Origin of the sequence: Algisphaera agarilytica, assembly GCF_014207595.1 — a bacterium.
Lineage (GTDB): Bacteria > Planctomycetota > Phycisphaerae > Phycisphaerales > Phycisphaeraceae > Algisphaera > Algisphaera agarilytica.
This window is the reverse complement of record NZ_JACHGY010000001.1, coordinates 1,713,560-1,739,323: the sequence shown is the minus strand read 5'-3', so window position 1 is coordinate 1,739,323 and position 25,764 is coordinate 1,713,560. Positions and strand designations below refer to the sequence as shown.

Below are 25,764 nucleotides of genomic sequence, written 5' to 3'. Positions count from 1 at the left end.
GCCCCAACCCGCACAACCGTTCGCCGCACAACGGCTTCGTCGGAGCAGGCCTTAGCTCGCCGAAATCCGACGAAACACACCGCGGCCGCTCGCCGATACGAGCGTGTGGTCGAAACCATCGCCGACAACCCGCACCCCCAGGGCTCCCGCGCCGAAGCGAAGCTCGATCGAGCCCACCGACGCCGCAACGTGTTGCACAGCCGACTCGCGCTGTTGGTCGTGGTCACCCTTGGCGTGGGCTTCGGCCTGGGCCAACTGCAATTCGTCAACGACCTGAGCACCCTGGCGGTCGCTCTGGGCATGCTGATCGCGGGAAGCCTGGCGCTGTGGTTTGCGTGGTCGGTCATCGCTCGGCCCATCACACGCCTGGCCGACCAACTCGACTCACTCACCCTCGACCAGCGCCAAACCCAGATCCGTGAACTGCCCACCGACCGCGCCGACGAGGTTGGCCGGATGGCCCGCGCCGTGCGCACCCTCGCCGTGAGCCGGATCCGCGACTATTACGACGCCCGCCAACTCCGTCGCACCCTCGACGACCGCGTCACCACCGCCACCAAGAAAGCCGTGAGCACCCTTAGCAAGCTCGCGATGCGTGATGCGCTGACCGAGCTGGGCAACCGCCGATTCCTCGACGCCCACCTCCCGGGGCTGATCGAGGCGTCCCGCGAGTCCGACACCGACCTGCTCTGCGTCATGATCGACATGGACAACTTCAAGCAGGTCAACGATAACCTGGGTCACAACAAGGGCGATGAGTTGCTGGTGCTGCTGGCCGACCTGATCCGCTCGTCGATCCGGCATCACGAAGACCTGGCCATCCGTCTCGGCGGGGACGAGTTCGTCTTGTTCCTCCCCGGGGCGTCGCTCAAACGGGCGGCCGAACTGACCCAACACATCCGTACGCTCTACCGCCAACAAGCCACCAGCCTGCTGGGCCCGGGCTTCCAGATCGATCTGTCGGTCGGCGCTGCTTCGCTCCAGGACGAGGGCTGCCGCGACGGCGAAGAGCTGATGGAACAGGCCGACCAACACCTCTACCAGGCCAAGCGAGCAGGCAAAGGCATCACCTGGACCATGCACGGCCAAGCCGCGGCCTGACCCACGCCTCACCACATATCAGTAAAATCATCCACCGATCTTGTACCGTCTCGGCCCCATCTCATGACTGCCGCTCAACGCCCCCGCTACACGCTCACACTCTCCTGCCCCGACCAGGTCGGCATCGTTGCTGCGGTGTCGTCCTTCACCGCGTCGTTCAACGGCTGGATCGTTGAAGCCGCCCAGCACGCCGACAGCGAGACCGGGCTCTTCTTCATGCGGCAAGAGATCTACGTCGACTCGGTTCCGTTCGGCATCAATGAACTCCGCAAGCGTTTCACACCAATCGCTGAACAGTTCGGCATGATCTGGAAGATCCGTGACCCCGACGTCCCGCACCGCGTGGTGCTCATGTGCAGCAAGCAGGACCACTGCATCACCGACCTGCTTCACCGCTGGTCCACCGGCGACCTGAAGTTTCACCTCTGCGGCGTGATCTCCAACCACAACGACCTCCGCTCGCTCACCGAGTACTACGGCGCGCCCTATCACCACGTCCCGGTCGATCCGAAAAACAAGACCCCCGCGTTCACCCGCGTGGAATCGCTCTGCGAAGAAATGGATGCCGAGACGGTCGTCCTGGCCCGATATATGCAGATCATGCCGCCGCACCTGTGTGAGAAGTACGACGGACGGATGATCAACATCCACCACAGCTTCCTGCCCGCCTTCATCGGGGCCAAGCCTTACCACCAAGCGTTTGAGCGCGGCGTCAAACTCATCGGCGCAACCTGTCACTACGTGACCCCCGACCTCGACGCCGGCCCGATCATCGAGCAGGATGTCGCCCGGGTGACCCACGCCCAGGACCCCGCCGAGATGGTCCGCCGTGGACAAGACGTCGAACGCCTGGTCCTCACCCACGGCCTGCGCATGCACCTCGAAGACCGTGTCCTGCGCTACGGCAACAAGACCGTCGTCTTCGCCTAAACCCGGAGACGAGCTTTGCCCGAACAGCCCAACATCATCCTCATCAACTGCGACGACCTGGGCTACGGCGACCTCGGGTCCTACGGCTCGACCCGCAACGACACACCCCACCTCGACCAGCTCGCCCAAGACGGCATGCGGTTCACCGACTGCTACGCGGTGTCGCCGATCTGCTCGCCGTCTCGTGCGGGGCTGATGACCGGATGCTACCCGCCACGCGTCGGCGTCGAACGGGTCTTGTTTCCCGGCGAACCCATCGGCTTGGACACCTCCGAACAAACCGTCGCCAAGCAGCTCAAGCGCGCGGGCTACGCCACGCAGATCGTCGGCAAATGGCACCTCGGCGATCAGCCCGAGTTCCTGCCCACGCGTCACGGCTTCGACCACTACTTCGGCTTGCCGTACAGCAACGACATGGGCCGACAGGTCGGCCGGGAAGACAGCCCGCCGCTGCCGCTGATGCGTGACGAGACTGTTGAACAGCAACAGCCCAACCAGCGCGATCTGACCGAGCGCTACACCGCCGAGTGCACCCGCTTCATCGAGACGAACCAAGACAAGCCGTTCTTCCTGTACCTCGCGCACATGTACGTGCACGTGCCGTTGTTCGTACCCAAACCCTTCCTCGATAAATCGCGCAACGGCGGCTACGGCGGGGCGGTCGCGTGCATCGACTGGTCCACCGGCTTCATCCTCGACACGCTCAAACGGCTTGGCTTGGAGGACAACACCCTGGTCATCTTCACCAGCGACAACGGCTCCCGCGCCCGGGGCGAAGGCGGAAGCAACGACCCGCTACGCGGCCACAAGCAACAGACCTGGGAAGGCGGCCAGCGCGTGCCGTGCCTCATGCGCTGGCCCGGACGCATCGAAGCGGGCTCGACCTGCGACGCCATCGTCCGCCACATCGACCTCTACCCGACCCTCTCGGCCCTCGTCGGCGTAGACCATCCCAACCCCGACACCCACCCGATCGACGGCGTTGATATCTCGGGCCTGCTCTTCCGGGACGGCACCGAACCCACCAACGACACGATGGCCTACTTCAAGCTCTACCAACTCGAAGCGGTCCGCATGGGCGACTGGAAGCTGCACCTCCGCAAAGAAAATGAAGCCGTCTCGGCACTCTTCAATCTCCGTGATGACCCCGGCGAGCAGCACGACCTCCTCGACCAGCACCCTGACGTGGTCAAACGACTCCGCGCCTTTGCCGACGAGGTCCGCCAGTCCCTGGGCGACTCGGCCATCGGGCAGGACGGCACCGACCGCCGCGGTCCGGGCACCGCCGAAAACCCCAAGCCGCTGGCCGAGTACGACAAGGACCACCCCTACGTCGTGGCGATGTACGACATGGCCGACATGCCCACGATGTGCGGCTGAGCGGGTAAACCCCTTCAGCACCGTCAGCTTCGCGACCGGGATTCAGCCGCTACAATCCCCTCGCTATGGCTAACCAAACCCAATTCGATCTCATCGTCGTCGGCGGGGGCCCCGCAGGCTACGTCGCCGCCATCCGTGCCGCCCAGATGGGCAAGTCCGTCGCCTGCGTCGAGCGTGACGCCCTAGGCGGTGTCTGCCTCAACTGGGGCTGCATCCCGACCAAGGCCCTCATCGCCGGTGCCGAGATGTACTCCAAGATCCAACACGAGGGCGAAGACTTCGGCATCAAGGTCGAGGGCCTGTCCTACGACTGGGACAAGATCATCGGCCGGTCGCGCAGCGTCGCGGGCAACCTCAGCAACGGGATCGGCTTCCTCTTCAAAAAGAACAAGATCACCCACTTCGCCGGCCACGCCTTCATCCCCAAGGCCGGCATGGTCTCGATCTACGACCACGCCGACGTCGACGCCTCGATCGACCCCAAGCGTCCCGCGATCGACCAGGACATGCCCGCCGAGGTCCGCTTCACCTCGAAGCCCAAGTACACCCTCAAGGCCGACAAGATCCTCATCGCCACCGGCGCCTCGCCCCGCGCCCTGCCCGGTGCGCCCTTCGACGGCGAGAAGATCATCACCTCCAAAGAGGCGATGAACCTGCCCGAGAAACCCGAGAAGCTCCTGGTCGTCGGCTCGGGCGCCATCGGCATGGAGTTCGCCTACTTCTACAACGCCTTCGGCACCGAGGTCACCGTTGTCGAGATGCTCGACCGCGTCCTGCCCGTCGAAGACCTCGACGTCTCCAAGGCCGCCGAGAAAGCCTTCAAGAAGCAGGGCGTCAACATCCTCACCGGCCATGTCACCAAGTCCATCGAGACCACCGACGCCGGCATCAAGGCCGTGGTTACCAAGGTCGACGACGAGTCCAAGACCCAGACCATCGAAGCCGACAAGGTCCTGGTCGCCATCGGTGTCCGCGGCCGGTTCGACGGCCTCTTCGAAGACGGCCTCGGCATCGAGCTTTTCAAGGGCCACATCAAAACCGACTACAAAGCTCCCGGCGCCGACTACCAGACCTCGGTCCCCGGCATCTACGCCGTGGGCGACGTCATCGGCCCGCCCTGGCTCGCCCACGTCGCCTCGGAAGAAGCCATCCTCTGCGTAGAACGCATGTACGGCCACGACGCCCCCGACGTCGACTACTCCTCCATCCCCGGCTGCACCTACTGCAACCCGCAGGTCGCCAGCATCGGCTTCACCGAACAGGCCTGCAAAGAACAGGGCATCGAGTACAACGTCGGCAAGTTCCCCTTCGCCGCCTCGGGCAAAGCCCAGGCCCTGGGCGACACCACCGGCTTCGTCAAACTCATCACCGGCAAAGAGCACAACGAGATCCTCGGCGCCCACATGATCGGCGAAGGTGTCACCGAAATGATCGCCGAGATGGGCCTGGCCCGCCGCCTCGAAGCCACCGCCGAAGAACTCATCGCGACCATCCACGCCCACCCGACCATGTCCGAAGCCGTCCACGAAGCGGCCCTGGGCACCGACGGGCGGATGATCCACTTCTAATCAACCATATCGCTTAACTCACTCGCAGTCATTCGAAAGCGTCGCTGATATACCGTTTTCGAAGCGACACCTCCGCGCCGCATGTGTTAACGAGTGAGCAAAACTTTCGGCCTGCTCAAAATCGTCATTCACCGGAATCCGTGTCGTTCCTGCAGAAGTCTGAACAACCAAGTCACGACTTTCCCCTCCAAGGATGACCAAGATCACGCAAACGCCAAAGACGACGGTCAATAGCCAGGAGAGCCAATCGATCGGAATATACAGCTTGCATAACACTGCAGCGGCAATCCCTAGCGACACAAACGCGATGACGAGAACATAGTCTCGTTTCTTCTCAACCGTGATTTCTTCCAGGTCCATCAATTCAAAACAAGCAACGACGTTGCCTGTTTTGTCGGTGTGTACGAACTGGTTGTTTGCCACACGAACCCGGGTCTTCGATAAGGCTTGTTCCATTGAAAGACCAGTTTAACACTCGTCGCAACACAGAAGAAGAACTGAAACGCGGAGGACTATTTAGATTACTCGGTCTCTGTTTTACCCCCAGGAGCCGTAGCTTCTTCCTTAATCACCTCGTGATCCCGCTCGCTGTCGGTGCTCACCTTTACCCGTAGCGATTCGCTCAGGCGGTCGCCGACGTTGGCTTCTTCGTCGATGACGACGTTCGCCCCGGTTCGGGTGAGCAGGTCGACGTAGCGGTGGTAGCGGGCGCGGACGACGATCTGCACCTTCGGGGCCAGCTCGAGGGCCTCGACGATCACCGCCATCGCCAGGTAATGGTCGGGTAGGGTGATGACCAAGGCCTCGGCGGTGTCGATGCTCACCTGTTTGAGCAGCTCCGGCGAAGAGGCGTCGCCGACCATCGCACGCATGCCCGCGTCGCGGGCCGCCTTGATCGACTGCGGGTTGAGGTCCACGACCACCACCGTTGAGCCGGACTGGTACATGCGGTTGGCCACCGCACGGCCCGCCGGGCCGAAGCCGACGACGACGATGTGGCTCGACAGCTCCCGGCCGACCGAGGCGTCGACCCCGCTGCCGATCTTCGCCAGGCCCCACCGGCGGAGTAGCCGTTCGCCCTTGGCCCCGGCGGTGGGCGCGAAGGTCACGAGGTAGGGCGTCAGGAACAGGGTCAGGATCGTGATGCTGACCACCAGCGAGAACATCTGTTCGGAGATGACCTGGCCGTCCTGAGCCGAGCGGGCCAGCACGAAGCTGAACACCCCGACCTGCCCCATGCACACGCCCGCCGCGATCGCGTGGCGGTGAGCCAGCTTGAACACCCGGCCGACGCCCCAGACCACCGTCGGCTTGACCAGCAGCAAAATCCCGAGCGCCACGCCGACCTGCCACCAGTGCTGCACGATCCACACCGGATCGCCCAGCATGCCGATCGACGCGAAGAACATCGTCACAAAGATCGTCTTAAGCGGACCCACATCACCCCGCAGCCGCGGCGCGATGGCGGATTCACCCAGAAAGATCGCCGCGATAAACGCGCCCAGTGCCGGCGACAGGCCCAGCTTGTGCGCGCCCCACGCCGCGCCCAGTGACAGCACGATCGCAAACAGCACCGTGACTTCCCGGTTGCCCGTCGGCGCGTTGAACGCCACGACCCTCGGCACGACATACTTCACCAGGACCACACAACAGACGATGAACCCCGCCACGATGCCGAACTGGCCCACCGTGTGCCAGACCACCTGTCCGACCGTGCCCGTCCCGCCGAGCGCCGCGATGATCAGGACCAGCGGGATCACCGCGATGTCCTGAACCAGGAGGATGCCCAGCGCGAATCGGCCGTGGACCGAGTCGACCTCGCTCCGCCGGGCCAGGGCGGGCATGACCACGCCGGTGGAGCTGAGCGCAAAGATCCCGCCGAGCGCGACGCCCGCGGTGAACGACAGGTTGAAGAGCATGACGATCGCGGTGGTCGCGGCCATGGTCACGACGATCTGCATCACGCCGGTGGCGATCGCTTTGAGCCCCAGCCGTTTGAGCCGAGACCAGGAAAACTCCAGCCCGATCGTGAACATGAGCAGTGTCACGCCCAGGTCGGCGATGGCGGTGATCTGGGCCGGGTCGATCATCGCCCGCAGCACCGCCGGGACCTGCGGCGGGATCGCGTCCGCCCCGGTAATCACGGTGTCGCTCTGCTTCTCTTGGAACCACTGCACAAACCGGCCCAGCACGTTCGGCCCCAGCAGAAGCCCCGCGAGCATGAACCCCACAATCGCCGACTGCTTGAGCCGTTCGGCAATCGACCCCAGCGTCATCGCCAACGCCAAGAGCACGATGATTCCGAATAGGGGTTCCCAAATCGAGGGCACGATCAAACTCCGTTCAAACCCAACTCAAAAACGCGAAGATGTGGGGCGATATCCCAAACTCTGCCACCATCGCAGATGGTAGGGTGATCCTACCATGCCTGATTCCGCGAACACCAAAGCCGCCGCCCCCAAGCCTTCTCGCCGACGCAGGTTGACACGCACGACGTTCCGCTGGCTTTGGCGGGGGATCAAGGTCGTTGCTCTGCTGCTGCTGGTCGCCTTGCCCCTTGGCGTGGGCTGGATCAGCTGGACCAACCACCAAGGGCAGCGAGCGGTCGAGGACGCGGTCCGGGCCGTCGTGGATCAAGGGGAATTCCCACCCGAGCCCGTGGCGATCCCTGCCGAGGAAAACGGGGCCCGACACCTTCGGGCCGCCGCCATCTTGATGTTTGTTAGCGAGACGCGGCATGAGGATTGGCCGGTGTTCGGCATGGCCGACTGGCCAGAGTTCGGCGTCCCCCTCGAAGCCGACCAAATCGAGACCCTGACCCAGATGGTCGAGTTGAGTCGAGACGGCTATCGAGCCATGAAGGCCGCCCGGGCCTACGAATCCTTCGACTTTGATCCCCAAAGAGAATTCGATCTGCAGCAGAAACTGGAGGTCCTCTCTGGCTCTAGGCACTTAGCCCGGTGGTTATCGATCCGCCATCTGCTACTGATTGAACAAGACAAACCCGAGCAAGCGGCCGAGATGGTCGGCGACGTGTTGTTGGTAGCCAAATCCCTGCGGCAAGACGACACCCTCCTGTCGGCGTTGGTCGACCTCTCGATCGTCGCCCTGGGTTTTTCCATGGTGGAAGATTCGCTCAGCCGACAAGAGTTTCCGGATGACGCCCTGGCTCGGATGCAATGCGAACTCATAACCGCCGTCGATGGATGGGACACCCTCAACATCATGAAGCGGGAAGCCCAACGCGATCTCGCCCGATGGCTGGACCCTGACGAAGCCCTGAACCACACGCTCGCCCAAGGCATTTACATCAGCGATGTCTGGGAGCAGGTCCGCCAGACGATCCACGAAGAATTCACCGGCACGCCCTACGAACGCGTCGAAGCCTGGTGGTACGACTGGGCCAACCGGATCGGTTTCGCGTCCTATTGGATTTGCCCCGGCCGCATGCAGCTGCGGATGGTTCGCGAATACGAGTACATGCTTCAGGCGCTAGAGCAAGTCGAAAACGATGGCGAAGTTGACCCCGCCCTACTTGATGAGGTCGACGACACCGAGTTCTATACGCCCAAGGCGGTCGACTCGAACCTGAGGACACTTCGTCAAGGGCGGACCACGTTGTATTGCCACATCTACGGCCTGGAGGCCGAGCGATACCGCCTGCGGGAAGGGGCTTGGCCCACGTCGATCGAGCAGATCCAACTCTCAGACCTGCCGCCGATCGACGATTGGGGCAACCGTCTGGCGGTGACCCGAACCGAGCAGGGGTTCAAGGTGTATTCCTTCGGCAGCAACGGCCGAGACGACAGCGGACTCGACCGGTGGGATGACTACGATATGGCAGACTTCCCGAACGATGAACCCGACGATTGGAATATGACCCTTCTGGACCCCGACATCCGCGGGACACTCGAGCTCGAGGATGAATCGTTCGATCTCAACGGTCTATATTGATGTGGCCACGCTCACATGCACTTGAGAAGGAACCCCATGGCCCATACCCCGTCCACCATGCTCGCCCTCGGCACGCCCGCGCCGGACTTCGCCCTGACCGACACCGACGGCAGCACCGTCTCGCTCGGTCACTACACCGGTAAACCGCTGCTGGTGATGTTCATCTGCAACCACTGCCCGTTTGTCATCCACGTTGCGCCCGAACTCGCCCGTCTCGCCGCGGACTACGGGGACCAGGTTGGCATCGTGGCGGTCCAATCCAACGACGTGGCGAACTACCCCGCGGACGCGCCGGACAAGATGGCTGAGGAAAAGACCAAGCGGGGGTACACGTTCCCGTATCTCTACGACGCCGACCAATCGGTGGCCAAGGCGTACACCGCGGCGTGTACGCCGGACTTCTTCCTGTTCGATGCGGAGCACAAGCTCGCCTACCGCGGCCAGCTCGACAGCACCCGGCCGTACCGCATCAGCAGCGGCAACTACGACGACCGCAACGGCGCCGCCAACGGCGAAGACATGCGGGCGGCGCTCGACGCGTTATTGGCTGGGAAGCCGATGCCCGAGCAGCAGTGGCCGTCGATCGGCTGCAACATCAAATGGATCGCGGGCAACGAGCCGGCCTACTTCGGCTAAGCTCGGCGGATGCCCCTGCTCGAACAACTCGGCACCGCGCATCTTCTCTTCGCGATCGGTGCGCTGGCATTGGGAGCGTTTGTCCAGGGCGCCGCGGGGTTTGGGTTTGGGCTGGTCTCGGTGCCGCTGCTGATCTGGGCGGGACTGGATCTGCATCAAGCCGTTGCCGTGTTGGGGACCACGGTGCTCACGCAGACCGCGGCGGGCAGCTGGAAGTTTCGCAAGCACATCGTCTGGCGCGACATGCCCGGCATGATGGTGGGGCGGATGATCGGCGTGCCGATCGGGCTGGTGATCATGGCCTGGCTCACCGCGGGCGGGGTCGAGCTGATGAAACAAGGCGTGGGGGTGGTGCTGCTGGGAGTAGTGGCGTTGACCGCGCTGTTGCGTCCCAAACCCCGGGAACGGGTCTCGAAGAAATGGGTGCCCGCGGTGAGTCTGAGCAGCGGGGTGCTGAGCGGGACGACGGGGATGGGCGGGCCGCCGTTGGTGTTGTGGGTGGTGTCCCACGATTGGTCGACGCAGCGGACCCGGGCGTTCCTCTGGGTGCTGTTTCTCCAACTCATGCCGGTGCAGTTGGGGTTGATGTTGTGGAAGTTCGGCGGGGAGCTGTGGTGGGCGATCGCGGGCGGGCTGGTGATGACGCCGGTGGTGGTGTTCATGGGCAACTGCGGGGCGAAGGTGGGCTCGCGGTGGTCGCGGCAGACGCTGCGTCGGGTGACGCTGGGGATGCTGGTGGTGTTGGCGGTTGTGTCGATCGCCTCGCCCTGGTTGAGGTAATGTGTGGGCGATGCGCATCCTTGCCCTGAATCCGTACCACACCGGCAGCCACAAGGCGTTTCTCGAAGGGTGGATGGCACACTCGCGCCACGACTTCGAAACGCTGACGCTGCCGGGTCATCATTGGAAGTGGCGGATGCGGCACGCGGGGGCGACGTTTGCGGCAGAACTGCTGAGCGCTAAGCCGCAAGCGGCTTTGGGGGGCGTGAATGCGGTCTGGTGCACGTCGATGCTGGACCTCGCCAGTTTCTACGGGTTGTGCGACCACCGGTTCCGCTCGTTGCCAGCGATGGTGTACTTCCACGAGAACCAACTGACCTACCCCACCCGCCACGACGACCCGCGCGATCAGCACTTCGCGATCACGCATCTGACCTCTGCCCTCGCGGCGATCCAGCGTGCACCCGGCCTGAGCCCTTCGATCGGGTGGAACTCGGCGTATCACCGCGACGGGTTCCTGACGGCGACGTCGAAGCTGTTGCAGAAGATGCCGGGCCGTGAACTGGACCACCTGCCGGACATGATCCACGACGCATCGGTGGTGCTGTCGCCCGGCGTCCAGCTCGGCGATGCTCCGGATACCGTCGAAGCCACTCGTTCTGAAAGGGATGAGCTCCTGCACATCCTGTGGGTCGGCCGGTGGGAACACGACAAAGACCCCGATGCGTTTTTCGCAGCGCTCAAGAAACTCAAGAAGCGCGGGGTGCGGTTCAGGTTGAGCGTGTTGGGCGAGTCGTTCAAGCAGGTGCCCGAGTGTTTCGCCACGGCCAAGAAACGGTTTGCTGACGAGATCGTGCGCTGGGGCTACCAGGATTCCCGGGCCGAGTATGAGGCGGCGCTGCGGGAGGCGGATGTCGTGGTGTCCACCGCGCGGCACGAGTTCTTCGGCATCGCGGTGGTGGAAGCGGTGGCTGCGGGATGCTTCCCGGTGTTCCCACACCGGTTGGCGTACCCGGAAGTGTTCGGCGAGGACGAGCGTTTTTATTACGACGGGACACCCGATGGGTTGGCGGATCATCTGATGCGGATGAACGTGGGTGATCTCCCCGGTCTGGATCACGCAGTGGTCGAGCGGTATCGGTGGGAGCACGCGGCGGAGCGATTGGATGCGGCGATGGCGCGTTTGGGGGGTGGGCATGCGGGCTGAAGCCCACACGCCTGTTGCGCCCATTTGATCTGGTCAGGCTAGAAGGTCGATCCAGGCGGCGCTGCGTTGGAGGTGTAGGGCCAAGGCGTGAGGGGTTCGAGACGTGCGGGGGTCGACGGCGGTGCGGTTGGCGCCGTCTTGGATCAGGCGTTTGGCGACGTCGAAGGCAGGGTCGCCGAGGGCGACGCAGCGGTGCAGGGGGGTGAAGCCCTCGGGCTCTTTGGGGCAGGTGGCGTTGGGGTCGGCGCCGGAGTCGAGGAGGGCGAGGGCGGCGGCGGGGTTGAAGGTGATCGGGGGGGGAGGAAGGAGCCGATCCGGGGCTTCGCTTTGCTCAGCCCTCGGCTTGGGGGGGAGCAGGGCGGCATGGAGCGGGGTGCGCTGCTGGGTGTCGCGGGTTTCGAGGTCGGCTCGACGGGCGGCCAAGGCGGCGATGACTTGGGGGTGACCATGCCGGGCGGCGAGCCAGATGGGCGAACGGAGCTGGGCGTCACGCACCTCGATCTCTGCGCGTGCTTCGAGGAGACGTTCGATGACTTGAAAGTGCCCGCCGGCCGCGGCCAGGTGCAGCGGGGTCTGTCGGGCATGCATCGGGGTGTTAAAGCGTGTCCGGCAGTCGGGGTGGACGCGGTGTTCCAGCATCAGTTCCACGGCGGCGAGGTGTCCGGCCCGCGCGGCGAAATGCATCGGCATCCACTGCTCACTGCCGTGCGGCGCGGGTTGGGTGAGAAAGGTGTTCACCCGCCGCGGGTGGTCCGTGATGATCTGGGCAAGGTCGGCGACGGCACCGTGTTCGAGCAGCGCGATGAAACTTTCAGTGTCGGGCATGGGTGGGCCGATCAGGTAAACGGGAGTCGTTAAAGGGAAGCCTAGGCTGTATCTGGCCGTGAGGTGGATTAAGATAGACGCTCCCGTCTCAAGGTGTTTCGCCGACCCTTCGCTGTCAGACCCAACTTATGAATCAAGCCGACCCCGCCGTGACTGAAGCCCTCGCCACCGACCCCGCAGCCACCGAGCTGGGCAAGCCTTCTCGGCGTGGCCGGCGGGCCGACCCGATGCTGTTGGAGATCGCGTGGGAGGCTTGTAACCAGGTCGGCGGGATCTACACGGTGTTGCGTAGCAAGGTGCCCTCGATGGTCAGCCGGTGGGGCAACCGCTACTGCCTGGTCGGGCCGTACAACGACAAGAGCGCCCCGATCGAGTTCGAACCTTCACCTCTGGTTGGCCCGGTCGGCCAAGCGGTCAAGCAGATGAACGAGATGGGCTACCGCGCCGAGTACGGCCGATGGCTCGTGTCCGGCCGGCCGCACATCGTGCTGCTGCACATCGGCGACACCTACAAATACCTCAACGACATCAAGTACCGCCTCTGGGCGGACCACGGCATCCCCACGCCGAACGACGACGCCCTGATCAACGACGTCCTGGCGTTCGGCGAATCGACCCGGCTGCTGCTCTCGATGCTCGGCGCGAAGGAGTCGCACCGCCGGCGGATCGTGGCGCACTTCCACGAGTGGATGGCCGGGGCGGCGGTGCCCATGCTCCGCCGCGAAGCGTGGCCGGGATCGATCGTGTTCACGACCCACGCCACCCTGCTGGGCCGTTACCTGGCGATGCACAACCCCGTGTTCTACGACCACCTGTCGTTCTTCGACGCCGGGCACGAAGCCAAGCACTTCAACATCGAAGCGCAGCACGGCCTCGAACGCGCCGCCGCTCACGGGGCCCACGTCTTCACCACCGTCTCCGACGTCACCGCCGCCGAGTGCACCCACCTGCTCGGTCGCGACCCCGACCTGTTGCTGCCCAACGGCCTGAACATCGAACGCTTCGCCGCCATCCACGAATTCCAGAACCTGCACAAGCAGTACAAGCAGCAGATCCACGAGTTCACGATGGGGCATTTCTTCCCCAGCTACAGCTTCGACCTCGACAACACCCTCTACATGTTCACGTCGGGCCGGTACGAGTACCGCAACAAGGGCATGGACCTGACCATCGAAGCACTCGCCCGGCTCAACCACCGGCTCAAGACCGCCGAGACCCCGGTCACCGTCGTCTTTTTCATCATCACCAAGGCCCCGGTCCGCTCGGTCAACGTCGCGGCCCTCGAAAGCCGGGCGATGCTCGAAGAGTTCCAGAACGCCGCCGACGCCATCAAGGAATCGATCGGCAAGGAGCTGTTCAATTCCGCCGCCGCGGGTCACATCCCCGACCTCAACACGCTGGTCGACGACTACTGGCGGCTGCGTCTCCGCCGATCGATCCAGTCCTGGAAGCGCGACGGCCTCCCGCCGATCGTCACCCACGACATGGTCGACGACGGCAAAGACGCCGTGCTCAACCAGCTCCGCCACTGCCAGCTGTTCAACGCCCCGGAGGATCGCGTCAAAGTCGTCTTCCACCCCGACTTCATCAACTCCACCAACCCGCTTTTCGGCATGGAGTACGACCAGTTCGTCCGCGGCACGCACCTCGGCGTCTTCCCCAGCTACTACGAACCCTGGGGCTACACGCCGCTCGAGTCCATCGCATTGGGCGTGCCCGCCATCACCAGCGACCTCTCGGGCTTCGGCTCGTACCTCGCCCAGGTCATGCCCGGCCACGACGACCAGGGCATCTCCGTCGTCCACCGCCGCCACGCCGACTTCAACGGCGCCGCCCACGAACTCTGCGAGAGCATGTTCAACTTCTGCCAGCTCTCCCGCCGCGAACGCATCACGCTGCGTAACACCGTCGAGTCGTTCAGCGAACACTTCGATTGGCACAACCTCGGCCGGCGGTACCACGAAGCCCACGAGATGGCGCTCGACCGCGACGCGCACTAACGCGCAGCGATGCGAATCACCCTGCTTGAGTTCGCCGACAGGCTCGACCCCGCCTGTCCCATGTCGCGTACACTTTCGGGATGAATTATCTCCTTGCTGCGGGCTCAGTAGGTGGCGGCCCCTACATCGCCGGTGAAGGCCCCAACGTCGCCAACATGACGCTCCTGGGTGTGTACCTCGCGCTGGCCATCGGCGTGTCGTTCCTCTGTTCTCTGCTCGAAGCGGGCCTGCTGTCCGTGCCGACGTCCCACGTCGAGCTCATGGCCAAGGAAAACCGCCGCGGCGGACAACGCCTCAAGCACATGAAGACCCATGTCGATCGCCCCCTTGCGGCGATCCTCACCCTCAACACCGTGGCTCACACCATCGGCGCCGCGGGGGTGGGGGCTCAGGTCCTGGTCATCTGGGGCAGCGGGGCGGTCGCCATCGGCAGCGCCGTGGTCACGCTGCTCATCCTGGTGTTCAGCGAGATCATCCCCAAGTCGATCGGCGCGGCTCAAGCCAAACCTCTCGCCGCGTTCACCGCCTACGCCATCCAGGGCATGATCTGGCTGACCCTTCCGCTGCTCATCCCGCTGCAGTGGATCTCCAGCCGGCTCGGTGGGGGGCACGCCATCAAAATCACCCGCGACGAGGTCGCCATCACCGCCGAGCTCGGCCACTCCGCCGGGGAAATCGACCCCGACGAGTCGCGCGTCATCCGCAACGTGCTGCGCCTCCGCCAGATCACCGTGCGCGACATCATGACGCCGCGCCCCGTCGTGTTCATGCTCAACCGTACCCAGACCTCCGGGCAGGTCATGGAAGAAAACGGACGGCTGTCCTACTCCCGCATCCCCGTCCACGACGGCAACCCCGACAACATCGTGGGCCACGTCACCCGCCGGGCCATCCTGCAGTCCGTCGCCGACGACCAACACGACCAGCCGCTCGAACAACTCCTGAAGCCCCTCGACGTCACCTTGGAAGACGCGACCGTCGCCGCCACGCTCAACCGGTTGATCGCCAACGAGCAGCACATCATCCTTGTCGAGGACGAGTTCGGCGGCACCTCCGGCCTGGTCACCTTGGAAGACTGCGTCGAGACGCTGCTGGGCGTGGAGATCGTCGACGAAACCGACGCCACGGCCGACCTCCGCCAGGCCGCCCGCGAACTGCTCGAACGCCGCCGGTCCGAGCACCGCTGAACCCGAACTTTGGTGCCAAGGCAATGACCTGGGGCCGAGTACGGTTAAACTGGCCCCATTGGGATTCTCCGATTGGGGTTAGACATGAGCAGCCAACACTTCCCGACCACGATCTGGTCTCTGGTGCGCGAGGCCGACCACGAACGCACCGTGGTCCGCACCGCGGCGCTGGATCAGTTGCTCCGGCAATACGCCCCGGCGATGGTCAGCCATCTGGTCCGCCGAAAGCGCATCGCAACCGAACACGCCGAGGACGTGGTGCAGGGGTTTATCGTGGAGAAGGTTTTAGAGAAAGGGCTGGTCGGTAAAGCCGACGCCGACCGTGGCAAGTTCCGCACGCTGTTGCTCACCGCGCTGGACCGGTACCTCGTCAGTGATTTTCGTGCCGCGGGCGCGCAGAAGCGGGGCGGCGGCCGCGTATCGTCTCTCGAAGGCCTCGGCGCCCCGGTGGCGGACACCGGCGAGGACGCCGACGCTTTTGAGGTCGAGTGGAGCAGAACGCTCATGGACCAGGCGATCGCGCGCATGCAGGACGAATGTAAAACCTCGGATCGGCCGGACGTCTGGGGCGTCTTCAACGATCGGCTGCTCCAACCCACGCTCGAGCGAACCGAGCCGCCGAGCTACGACGACTTGGTCGAGCGTTACGCGATCAAGACGCCGACCCAGGCCTCGAACCTGCTGATCACCGGCAAGCGCATGTTTGCCCGCACGCTCCGCAGCGTCATCGCCGACTACGCCGGGGAAGATGAGGCGTTGGTGCAGGACGAGATGAACGACCTCATGCAGATCCTCGCCCGGCAAGGCAGCGCCTGATGGCTACATGCCGTTCGCTCGGCCCATCCGTATCCCATTTCAACTTTGTGAAAGTCTTTGGTTATGAACAGCAGTGCCGACAAGCCCTCGCATCTTTCCGACCCCACCGCGTTGGTCGAGTTGTTCAATCTGGGCCAAGCCGAGTCTCCGTTGCCGTGGAACACCAACGACCTCGCCGCGATCCTCCGCCATCAGTTGCACCAGCCGCTTGGACCGTTGCCGGACAAGGTGGAGGACGGCTTGGCCACCCGCCCACACCTGGAGTTGTTCACTCAAACCAGCCCACCGCTCGATCGGCTGCGTCGGGTCAAAGACCAAGCCAAGGCCGGCAGCAATCAGGACGACGAGCTCCCGCGTGATGTGGCCACGGTGATGTACTACGCCGCCCTCGCCGCGGCGCGTCTGCACCACCCCGATGAATCGATCACCCGCCTCGACGACGAGGCATTCCGCGTCGGGCTCGACTGGGCGTTGCAGCTGCCTTGGCTGGACCCCGCGCTCAAGCCGTTGTTCAGCCAGGCCTACGACTCGGCCCAGGGGGAGGCGACTTGAGCGAACACGACCCCACCCAACCCCCAACGCCGCCCGCCACACCAGAAATGTCCGACGACGACCTGGAGGTCACCCGGGACGACACGCCCCGGCCCACGCCGCCGCGACCCGAGATGTCGGCCGCCGACGAGACCGTCGATACCTCGGGCGATCCGTCCAGCCGGTCACGCTCCCATGGCTCGCTCCCGCCGTTGCCCGCGCCACCCGCCGACGCCCCGACCGTCCCGGGCTATCACCTGCTGCACAAGCTCGGCGAGGGCGGCATGGGCGTGGTCTGGAAGGCCGTGCAACTCGCCACCCGCCGTGAAGTCGCGCTCAAACTCCTCTCCGCCGCCGCCTTCGGCAGCGACACCGCCCGGCAACGCTTCCAGCGCGAAGTCGAACTCGCCGCCCGCCTCGAACACCCCTTCATCGCGCGGGTCTACGACTCCAGCTCGGCCACCTCGTCCGCCACCCCCGGCGTCGTCTACTACGCCATGGAACTCGTGCCCGGCCTCGACCTCGAAACCCATGTCCGCAGCCAAGGCCTCAAACCCAAAGCCATCCTCCGCTTGATGCGCGACGTCTGCCTCGGCGTCCAACACGCCCACCAGCGCGGCGTCATCCACCGTGACCTCAAACCCTCGAACATCCTCGTCGTCCCCGGCGACACCAACCTCAGCGCCACCAAGCCGAGGGCTGAGCGCAGCGAAGCCCCGGATACCACACCCTCACAAGGCCCCAGCCAATCCACCCACCCCACGCCCAAGATCGTCGACTTCGGCCTGGCCAAAACCACCACCCCCGAAGACGGCCAGGTCACCCTCAGCCACGTCGGCCAAGTCGCCGGCACCCCCGCCTACATGTCCCCCGAGCAGGCCGCCGGCAAGACCGACGCCATCGACACCCGCACCGATGTCTACGCCCTGGGCGTCATCCTCTACCGCCTGCTCACCGGCAAATACCCCCACGACACCAGCGTCTCGTTCACCGACCTGTTGCGACACATCACCGAAGACGAAGTCGTCCGCCCCCGCGCCGTAAGCGAAGACGCCTCAAAAATCATCGACCGCGAACTCGAAACGCTCCTACTCAAAGCCCTCGATAAAGACCCCGACCGCCGCTACGACAACGCCGGGGCCCTGGCCGCGGACCTGGACAACTACCTGAACGATCTGCCTTTGATCGCCAAGGTGCCGACAACGGGTTACGTCATCCGTAAACAGCTCCACCGCCACCGCAAGGCCGTCGCCGTGGCGGGAGTAGTAGGTCTGTTGATGCTCGGCGGCGTCGGGGCAGGCATCGGCTGGCTCTACCAACGGCCCTACAAACTGCGCGTCGATTCCAACCCGGCTGGGGGACTCCTGCGAATCAACGATGTGCTCAAGCCCGGCTGCGGCGTCACGCCGTGCTACGTCGAGTTACCCAGAGGCACGCACAAGATCGAAGTCGTGCTGCCCAACCACTACCAGCCTGAGCCCCGCTATGTTGAGATCGAGTGGGGACAACCAGTGATGAATGTTGCTGAGCCGCTTGCTTTACAACCCGATTTCCGTTCGGTGATGTTTACCACCGAACCCGCACACGCTCACGTTCAGATCCGCAAAGAAAACACCGGCAAAGTCGTCACTACGTTGGATACGCCCGGACTGGCGGAGCTGCCCCACGGCCGTTACACCATGCACTTTGCCAACTCAGACGGTGAGTTCGATTCCAAGGGCGAAACGTTGGCGGTGGCAGGCGATTTCAAACCACTGAAAGTGCACCGCGCCGTCGAATAGACCAAGGGCTAGCACTATTCAATCAGAAGCGGCAGAATCACGGGGCGGAGATAGGTGGTCGCAAAATCCACCTGGTTGGCACCGTAAATCCCGGTGTCTGCACGACTGCGGGGCTCTTCGGTGAACTCCACCGACCCATCCACATAACTGATGTGTTGTCCGGTCTCTTCGCCGCTACGGCCGTGGATGTTGCTCCGATTGAACGGCGAGGGGATGTTGTCGAAAGGCGGATTGCAACATGCTGGTCCGCGGTCGGCCACCACGGCGTAGTCACTCTGCACCCGGTCCAGTGTCAATTTGAAATTGGTTAGCCCGTCACCAAAGGCGCCAAAGCCTGCATAGGGATTGGCATAGCCATAGCTAAGGTTGCTGTCGTCTTCGACGTTGCTCCCCACAAGGCTAAAAGTTGTCTGGGTCCGAGCACTGCCACTGACATATTCGTCCGGGAAGTGTTCCGGCATGTCCGGAGAAACAAACACCGCGGACGAGGTCAGGTATTCATCACGAAGCAACAGAAATAAGGCTGCGGGGATATCGTTCTCGGGAGCACCCGCCTCAAACGGGTTCGTGTACAACGGGTTGGCGTTGTCACGGTTCACGGTGTTGGGCCCCGGCATCACCGGGGTTTCGTTGTTGACACGGGGCAGGACGAAACGGTTGTCGGTTGCGTAGGTGTTCAGGGCCGTGGTGATCGAATCGAGATTGTTAGCACAGACCAGGAGCCGAGCCTGTTTGCGGGCGTTCCCGAGCGCCGGGAGCAGGATGCCGATGAGCAGGGCGATGATGCTAATGACCACCAGCAACTCGATGAGCGTGAAGGCGGTACGGCTTAGAGGAACGGTGCGGTAGGTGAACATGGTGGGTACTCCACAGAGGAGTCAAGCGGGTGTTTGGTGGCGGCCTTCGGGCCGTGGGTTCACTTGGGGTTCGTCACAAAGGCCCGGATCATGCGCGGCGGGCGAGTAAAAAAGTCATGTCGTCGTCGGGGGGCGAGCCGGCCTGGATCGTGGCCAGGCGTTGGTTGAGCTTCTCGCGGACCGCGGACAGGTCGGCCACGGGGTCGTCCATCGTGTCGCGCATCGCCCCGGTGAGTTGCTCGGCCAGGCCTTCGTGGCCGATCCAGTGCCCGTCGTCCGCGACGATCTCGGTGAGGCCGTCGCTGTAGATCGCCAGGACCGTGTCCGGAGCCAACTCGAATGTGTGCGCCGAAAGCGGCTCGGGGAGCAGGCCCAGGGGCACGTTGTTGCTGTGTTCGGAGTAGGCGAGGTCGGCGGAGGGGTAGGACAGGATGGCGGGGGGGTGCCCCGCATTGACGCATTCCACCTGCCCGGTGGCGGGGTCGATCGCCAGCGCGATCCCCGTGACGAAAGACGAGTCCGTCATGGTGTCGCAGAGATACAGGTTCAGCGCATTGATCAGCTCGGCCACGCTGGAGGCGGTGTGGACCCGGGCGTGGATGAAGGTGTGCAGGCTGGAGCTGATGAGCGCCGCAGCCATCCCCTTGCCGCAGACATCCATGACCAGCAGCAGCGATCGGCCATCGGGCAGCGTCACGACGTCCAAATAGTCCCCGCCCACGCTGTAGCAGGGCTCAAAATGCAACGAAAGCTCCAACCCCGGCACCGTCGGGGCTTCGGGGACCAGGGCCAATTGCACCTTGCGGGCTTTGCTGAGCATCGCCTGGGTCCGGGCCTGCTCCTCGGCCGCCTCACGCGCCCGCCAGGCCCGCTCAACCAGATCGAACTGCTCTACCGCCAACGCGGTCAGGGCGAGCCACTCCCCCGTGCCGCAGCGGTCGGGGAGCACCGCATAGAGCACATCGATCTCCCCGGCCGCATCGTCCCCGGGGCCCAACGTGTCGCTGTTTGCACTTTCGGGTCTGCCCCAGGCGTTGCCTGTCTCCGCGGCGTTAGGCAATGGGCAGCCGATGACCGAGGCCTGCTGGGTCTCAGGCGCGATGGACAACTCGACCACGGGCGCATCATCGTCCACGTTCCCATCGACCTCCAAACCGCTGCGTGTGGCCATCACCGCTTCGCCGGAATCACGCACCGCATCGAGCAAGCTTCTCGATATATAGAAGTCTTGATCGGTCTCACCACAAGATACGGGGTCGACCAACATCTGCGGCTTGGTCCAGCCGTTCGTTTGGAGTATCGCGGGGATGCGCAGCACCGCGGCGTGTTGGCCTTGCATGACCGGCTCGATGATGAACTCACACAACCGCTGCCGCCGCGCTTCGGGCGATTCCAACGACAACAGATCGCTCCCCAACGTCTGAACCGAACGCAGTTGTTGTGCATCGACCTTCGGCCGACCGACATTGGCCAGTCGGCTAAGGTTGGCGGTGTGGTCGTCCACGACCGTGACCGGTTTGTCGTCCCAGGTGGACGGCGTCGATTCGGCCGAGGGCTTGGTCGACCAGTCGCCGGATTCGTTTAACACCCCCAACGTCAACACATAAGGCCCGACCTCGAGCGTGTCGCCGTTGCTGAGTAAGACTTCGGACACCGCTTGACCGTTGACGCGTGTGCCGTTGCGGCTCTCCAAATCGTTGAGCCGCCAAGCGTCGGGCGATGCAACGTCGGGCTCGGCGGTGAGCGTCGCGTGCCGGCGTGATACCCCCGGGTCGTCGAGATGTAACTGGTTTTTCGACGAGCGCCCCAGGGTCAAGACGGGCTCGTCGAGCGCACGCACCCACGTTTTTCCCCCGTTTTCCAAGGGTAAAACCACGCGGATCGCCCAACACCCTGACTTCATGTCATGCCCCATCGTTTTCCGGGATTGCCCACACGACCAACCTCTACCATACCGCAATCCATCTCCACACCCAAGAGATTCGGCCCGACAATACATGTCAACATCACCCGCAACGAGGTGTTTCAATCGGCAACTTTTCGAGCGCCGCGCGCAGCGGCGCTCTGTGGAGCGCGCACGAAACACGCGTGGCGCAACGCTATCGCGGTTAAGGAACCTAACGGATTGACACCGCGCATCATCGCGCGGTAATTTCCTCCGTCGCGTTCGAAAGAGCGCGGGTGTGAAGTGCATCGAAACAGGGTCACGGTCGTCTTGGTGGGCTCCGTGTGCCGCACATGATCACCCCACGTTGTAGTACAGAAAACTCAAACCTTCTCGCCTCACCGGGCACGCCGGACTACGATCCGCGCCCCCGTAGAGCGCACGGACGACTGATACGCCATGCCCCAATTCGATACGACCCAATGGCAGAAGGTGTTGGAGGTGCTCAAAGAGCGCCACGCCCCGATCTGCCGTCAGTGGTTCTACGACGATCTCTCGCCCGGCCAGCTCAACAACGGCCTGCTCGAGATCCACACGGCGACCCCCGTCCAACAAAACTACCTCCAGAAACGCTGCCTCGAGCCCTTCACCGAAGCGGCTCAAGCCGTCACCGGGCAACTCGTGGCCGCGCGCTTCGTGTGTGAGCCCGTTTCCACCGAAGACAGCAGCCCCTCCGTCGACGCGTCTTCTTCGAACGGGCATGCGCCGCTGGTCGAACCCGAGCTCGCCGACTTGGAAGCGAACCTCCCGCCGACCCCGCCCAACAGCACGGAGCAGGACGCGTTTACGCCCGCTGCATCCAAGCCCGAGCCGATCCAGCTCAACAAGTCGCGTTCACACGACGCCCGGCCGGCCACCGGCAGCTTCGACTTCGACAACGAGTCGATGGTGCTCAGCCCCGACAACTCGTTCGACCACTTCATCAGCGGGCCGAACAACCAACTCGCTTACGCCGCCGCGGTAGCCGTCGCCAACCAGCCCGGCACCGCGTACAACCCGCTGTTCATCCACGGCGGGGTCGGCCTCGGCAAGACCCACCTGCTGCAAGCCATCTGTCAGTCGATCCTGACCAAGAACCCGCACACGCAGATCCTCTATGTGTCCTGTGACGCATTCATGAACCAGTTCATCGCCTGCGTTCAGGCGGGCAAGATGGACGAGTTCCGCCACCACTACCGCCACGTCGACCTGCTGGTCATCGACGACATCCACTTCCTGGCCAATCGCGAACGCTCGCAGGAAGAATTCTTCCACACGTTCAACGAGCTGTATCAGTCCAACCGCCAGATCGTGTTGTCGTCCGATGCGCCGCCGCACGAGATCCCGCACCTCGAAGACCGACTGGTCTCGCGGTTCCAGTGGGGTTTGGTCGCCACGGTGAGCAAGCCGAGCTTCGAGACCCGCGTCGCGATCGTGAAAGCCAAGGCCAAGATGCGCGGCTTCGAGCTGCCCGATGCGGTGGTCGAGTTGGTCGCCCAGCGCCGCGAATCCAACGCCCGTGAACTCGAAGGCGCGATCAAGGCCCTCCAGGCCCAGCAGATGATCCAGAAGCGCCCGGTCGATCTGGCCATGGCCCGCCAGGCTTTGGGCGAGCCCGCCGTGGCGCCTCAAGCCAACCAAACGACGCTCCAGCACATCGTTGATGCGGTCACGCGCTACTACAACGTGAAGCTGTCGGACCTGCAGTCACGTCGCCGGTTCAAATCCATCGTCGAGCCGCGGCAGATCTGCATGTATCTGGCCCGCGAGCGCACCCGCTTCAGCCTCGAAGAGATCGGCGGCTTCTTCGGCGGCCGTGACCACACCACGGTCATGCACTCGGTCGATGTCGTCGAGAACCGCCTCCAGAACGAGGCTGGCTTCCCCCCTCAGATCAAGCAGCTGCTCGAAGAGATCGATCGCGCCACCGGCGCAGTCACTTGATTCTCCACCCTCCAGAGCCCCCGTACGCCCATGGATTTGCTCCGTGGGCCCTGTCACATGGCCAAATCTGCGATTCACGGGTCCAATCCGGTTGTCCACAGCTTCGTGCACACCGTGTGGATAATCGGGCGCATCGCGCCGAGCAGCGCCCGCGCCCGGGTGGGTTCACAACAGCCCAGACCGTCTCAGACTCGAAATCGACCCTCAATCATCAGCTCCCAAGCTCGAAACGGCGCGATGGCTCTCGCTATCGACAACTTCCCCACAGCAGACTGAATCCCATAAACCTTTCTGCTGCCATTGATTTGGTTGCTGACAGCAGCGGTCTCCACATTACGGCGCGGCATACTACGGTGGAAGAGAGAAATATATCTATCTCTCTCTAGAAACTATCGACCCCAACTGACAGTGGTTGCAAGCAGTCGTGGTTCTTCCAGCAACCACCATCGTGTCCAAGGGCTCACCACAGCCGCGACAGGGCTCTCCGCCACGGCCATAAGCCTTGTGTTGCATCTGAAACCCGCCTGACCGGCCCGTTGCGTCAACGTAATCCCTCAGGGTGGAGCCCCCAGCCTGCGTCGCCCGGTTCAGGATCCGCCGCATGGCCCGGATCAGGCGTTGGCTCTCAGGCTTGGTGATCCCACAAGCGGGTTTGAGCGGGTGGAGCCTGGTGGCAAACAGCAGCTCGTCCACGTAGATATTGCCCAGGCCCGCGACGAGGTGTTGATCGAGCAGGGCGGCTTTGAGGGCCCGTTTGGTGCGGCTCAGCCCCGCGTGGAGCTGGCCGGGCGTGATGACCAGGGCATCGGGGCCCAGCTTGTTCCAACGCGTGTCGAGCAGTTCTGCTTCGTCTGCAAGCCCCCAGACCCCGCCAAACCGCCTCGGGTCGCGGAAACGCACCTGCGTGCCATCGGGAAGTTCCCAGACCACGTGAACATGGGGGTCGCGGGGTGCGTCTGAATCAGACCGATGCACCACACGCAACGACCCGCTCATCCCCAGGTGGACGCACGCACACCGACACGCCGTGTTCTTTTTTTGCCCCCCATCGCTGACCATCGCCAGCTGCTTGCCCTTGCGCACCACACGATCGATCCGCTCACCGACCAGCAACGCATCCGAGCCGCGCACCACATCGGCGCGATGCACGCGCACCGACGCGATCCGCTTCCCGCGAACCGCGGCCTCCAGCGTGCGACGCACGGTCTCGACTTCGGGCAATTCCGGCATGAAGCGATGATAGCCCACCCACCCGCCAGCTATACTGCATTGTCCCTTCCCTTGGTCTCAGATTCCCCGCGAGACACCCCGATCCCACGGGACACACCGGAGCCTTTTTGATGTCCGATGAACAACCGAACTCCCCGTCCGATCCCCAGGCGCTGATTGACGACATCCGCCAAGCGTCCGATGCGCTGTCCGAACAGATCGGCAAAGCGATCGTCGGCCAGCAAGACGTCGTCGAGCAAGTCTTCCTCGCGCTCTTCACCCGCGGACACGCGTTGCTTGTCGGGGTGCCGGGCCTGGCCAAGACGCTGCTCGTCTCGACGATCGCCAAGTCGCTCAGCCTCGAGTTCAACCGCATCCAGTTCACGCCCGACCTCATGCCCTCGGACATCACCGGCACCGAGGTCATCGAAGAGAACCGCACAACCGGCCACCGCGAGATGCGCTTCGTCAAAGGCCCGGTCTTCGCGAACCTCATCCTCGCCGACGAGATCAACCGGACGCCGCCCAAGACCCAGGCCGCGCTGCTCGAAGCGATGCAGGAACACCACGTCACCGCCGGGGGCATCCGCCACCCGCTGCCCGACCCGTTCTTCGTCCTCGCCACGCAAAACCCGATCGAGCAGGAAGGCACCTACCCGCTGCCCGAGGCTCAGCTCGACCGCTTCATGTTCATGATCCGCGTGGGCTACCCGACCCAGGCTGAGGAACTCGAGGTGATCCGCCGCACGACGTGTCGTGAGAAGCCGGACGTGAAGCCGGTGCTGACCGCGGAAAAGGTCACGGCGATCCAGGAGATGGTGCGCGACGTGCCCGTGGCCGACCACGTGATCGAGTACGCCCTGCGTCTGGTGCGGGCGACGCGTCGCCCCGACAAGAACGCCGCCGACGAACGCCCCGACTTCATGCAGAACTACCTGCGTTGGGGCGCGGGTCCGCGGGCCAGCCAGTACCTCATCCTCGCGGCCAAGGCCAAGGCGGTGCTCGGCGGCCGAACGCACGTGCACCCCGACGACGTGAAGTCGGTCGCGCGCCCCGTCTTGCGTCACCGCATCCTGACCAACTTCAACGCCGAGGCGGATGGCGTCACCGCCGATGACTTGATCGATCGTTTGCTTGACCAAATCCAAGTCACCAGTGACGCCGACCCCCAAGCCGCTGCCGTGTTGAAGTAAT

General features: G+C 63.9%; 21 protein-coding genes. 15 read left to right on the top strand and 6 right to left on the bottom strand.

The window, feature by feature from the left end; all coding sequences use genetic code 11:
- The first annotated feature begins 105 nt into the window (after positions 1–105).
- From HNQ40_RS18600 to lpdA, 4 genes are all read left to right on the top strand, one after another.
- Positions 106–1,101: a GGDEF domain-containing protein gene (locus HNQ40_RS18600; RefSeq protein ID WP_184677222.1), complete on the top strand. Its 996-nt coding sequence runs from the start codon at positions 106–108 to the stop codon at positions 1,099–1,101.
- Positions 1,102–1,164: 63 nt separating this feature from the next.
- Positions 1,165–2,031, top strand: coding sequence for a formyltetrahydrofolate deformylase (purU, locus tag HNQ40_RS07290; protein ID WP_184677221.1), 867 nt, complete (start codon positions 1,165–1,167; stop codon positions 2,029–2,031).
- Between the two features lie 15 nt (positions 2,032–2,046).
- Positions 2,047–3,411, top strand: coding sequence for a sulfatase family protein (locus tag HNQ40_RS07285; RefSeq protein ID WP_184677220.1), 1,365 nt, complete (start codon positions 2,047–2,049; stop codon positions 3,409–3,411).
- Between the two features lie 65 nt (positions 3,412–3,476).
- Positions 3,477–4,979: a dihydrolipoyl dehydrogenase gene (gene lpdA, locus HNQ40_RS07280; protein ID WP_184677219.1), complete on the top strand. Its 1,503-nt coding sequence runs from the start codon at positions 3,477–3,479 to the stop codon at positions 4,977–4,979.
- Positions 4,980–4,997: 18 nt separating this feature from the next.
- Here lpdA and HNQ40_RS07275 read toward each other — a convergent pair whose 3' ends face one another.
- Positions 4,998–5,435, bottom strand: coding sequence for a hypothetical protein (locus HNQ40_RS07275; RefSeq protein ID WP_184677218.1), 438 nt, complete (start codon positions 5,433–5,435; stop codon positions 4,998–5,000).
- 65 nt (positions 5,436–5,500) lie between these two features.
- On the bottom strand, positions 5,501–7,309 hold the full coding sequence (locus HNQ40_RS07270) for a cation:proton antiporter (RefSeq protein WP_184677217.1): 1,809 nt from the start codon (positions 7,307–7,309) through the stop codon (positions 5,501–5,503).
- Positions 7,310–7,403: 94 nt separating this feature from the next.
- On the opposite strand from HNQ40_RS07270, the gene HNQ40_RS07265 reads away from it, so the two are divergent.
- The 4 genes from HNQ40_RS07265 to HNQ40_RS07250 are packed head-to-tail and all read left to right on the top strand — an operon-like array spanning position 7,404 to position 11,496.
- Positions 7,404–8,933, top strand: coding sequence for a hypothetical protein (locus tag HNQ40_RS07265; RefSeq protein ID WP_184677216.1), 1,530 nt, complete (start codon positions 7,404–7,406; stop codon positions 8,931–8,933).
- Positions 8,934–8,969: 36 nt separating this feature from the next.
- Positions 8,970–9,569, top strand: a complete 600-nt coding sequence (locus HNQ40_RS07260; RefSeq protein WP_184677215.1) for a thioredoxin family protein — start codon at positions 8,970–8,972, stop codon at positions 9,567–9,569.
- Between the two features lie 9 nt (positions 9,570–9,578).
- Complete coding sequence (locus HNQ40_RS07255) at positions 9,579–10,349, top strand: sulfite exporter TauE/SafE family protein (RefSeq protein ID WP_184677214.1); 771 nt, start codon at positions 9,579–9,581, stop codon at positions 10,347–10,349.
- 10 nt (positions 10,350–10,359) lie between these two features.
- Positions 10,360–11,496: a tRNA-queuosine alpha-mannosyltransferase domain-containing protein gene (locus HNQ40_RS07250; protein WP_184677213.1), complete on the top strand. Its 1,137-nt coding sequence runs from the start codon at positions 10,360–10,362 to the stop codon at positions 11,494–11,496.
- 33 nt (positions 11,497–11,529) lie between these two features.
- Here the strand turns inward: HNQ40_RS07250 and HNQ40_RS07245 are convergent, their stop codons facing one another.
- Positions 11,530–12,321 carry an ankyrin repeat domain-containing protein gene (locus HNQ40_RS07245; protein WP_184677212.1) on the bottom strand — a complete coding sequence of 264 codons (792 nt, stop codon included), beginning with the start codon at positions 12,319–12,321 and terminating at the stop codon, positions 11,530–11,532.
- A 128-nt stretch (positions 12,322–12,449) separates the two neighbouring features.
- On the opposite strand from HNQ40_RS07245, the gene HNQ40_RS07240 reads away from it, so the two are divergent.
- The 5 genes from HNQ40_RS07240 to HNQ40_RS07220 all read left to right on the top strand — a co-directional run bounded on the left by HNQ40_RS07240 (position 12,450) and on the right by HNQ40_RS07220 (position 18,636).
- The gene (locus HNQ40_RS07240; RefSeq protein ID WP_221435411.1) at positions 12,450–14,321 is read left to right on the top strand and encodes a glycosyltransferase; all 1,872 of its coding nucleotides are present in this window, start codon (positions 12,450–12,452) and stop codon (positions 14,319–14,321) included.
- An 80-nt stretch (positions 14,322–14,401) separates the two neighbouring features.
- The gene (locus HNQ40_RS07235; protein ID WP_184677211.1) at positions 14,402–15,508 is read left to right on the top strand and encodes a hemolysin family protein; all 1,107 of its coding nucleotides are present in this window, start codon (positions 14,402–14,404) and stop codon (positions 15,506–15,508) included.
- Between the two features lie 84 nt (positions 15,509–15,592).
- On the top strand, positions 15,593–16,324 hold the full coding sequence (locus HNQ40_RS07230) for a hypothetical protein (protein WP_184677210.1): 732 nt from the start codon (positions 15,593–15,595) through the stop codon (positions 16,322–16,324).
- A 63-nt stretch (positions 16,325–16,387) separates the two neighbouring features.
- The gene (locus tag HNQ40_RS07225) at positions 16,388–16,876 is read left to right on the top strand and encodes a hypothetical protein (RefSeq protein WP_184677209.1); all 489 of its coding nucleotides are present in this window, start codon (positions 16,388–16,390) and stop codon (positions 16,874–16,876) included.
- Entirely contained in the window at positions 16,873–18,636 is a 1,764-nt protein-coding gene (locus HNQ40_RS07220) for a serine/threonine protein kinase (RefSeq protein ID WP_184677208.1), read from the top strand. The genes HNQ40_RS07225 and HNQ40_RS07220 overlap by 4 nt, the downstream gene beginning before the upstream one ends.
- A gap of 14 nt (positions 18,637–18,650) precedes the next feature.
- On the opposite strand, the gene HNQ40_RS18260 is transcribed toward HNQ40_RS07220, so the two are convergent.
- Positions 18,651–19,493: a type II secretion system protein gene (locus tag HNQ40_RS18260; protein WP_184677207.1), complete on the bottom strand. Its 843-nt coding sequence runs from the start codon at positions 19,491–19,493 to the stop codon at positions 18,651–18,653.
- Between the two features lie 88 nt (positions 19,494–19,581).
- Positions 19,582–21,333: a SpoIIE family protein phosphatase gene (locus HNQ40_RS07210; RefSeq protein ID WP_184677206.1), complete on the bottom strand. Its 1,752-nt coding sequence runs from the start codon at positions 21,331–21,333 to the stop codon at positions 19,582–19,584.
- A gap of 504 nt (positions 21,334–21,837) precedes the next feature.
- Here HNQ40_RS07210 and dnaA point away from each other — a divergent pair.
- The gene (gene dnaA, locus HNQ40_RS07205) at positions 21,838–23,361 is read left to right on the top strand and encodes a chromosomal replication initiator protein DnaA (RefSeq protein WP_184677205.1); all 1,524 of its coding nucleotides are present in this window, start codon (positions 21,838–21,840) and stop codon (positions 23,359–23,361) included.
- A 372-nt stretch (positions 23,362–23,733) separates the two neighbouring features.
- Here the strand turns inward: dnaA and mutM are convergent, their stop codons facing one another.
- Positions 23,734–24,591 (bottom strand): bifunctional DNA-formamidopyrimidine glycosylase/DNA-(apurinic or apyrimidinic site) lyase, encoded by an 858-nt coding sequence (mutM, locus tag HNQ40_RS07200; RefSeq protein WP_184677204.1) that lies wholly within the window; start codon positions 24,589–24,591, stop codon positions 23,734–23,736.
- Between the two features lie 110 nt (positions 24,592–24,701).
- Between mutM and HNQ40_RS07195 the strand changes: the two genes are divergently transcribed.
- Positions 24,702–25,763: an AAA family ATPase gene (locus tag HNQ40_RS07195; RefSeq protein ID WP_184677203.1), complete on the top strand. Its 1,062-nt coding sequence runs from the start codon at positions 24,702–24,704 to the stop codon at positions 25,761–25,763.
- Position 25,764 lies beyond the last annotated feature (1 nt).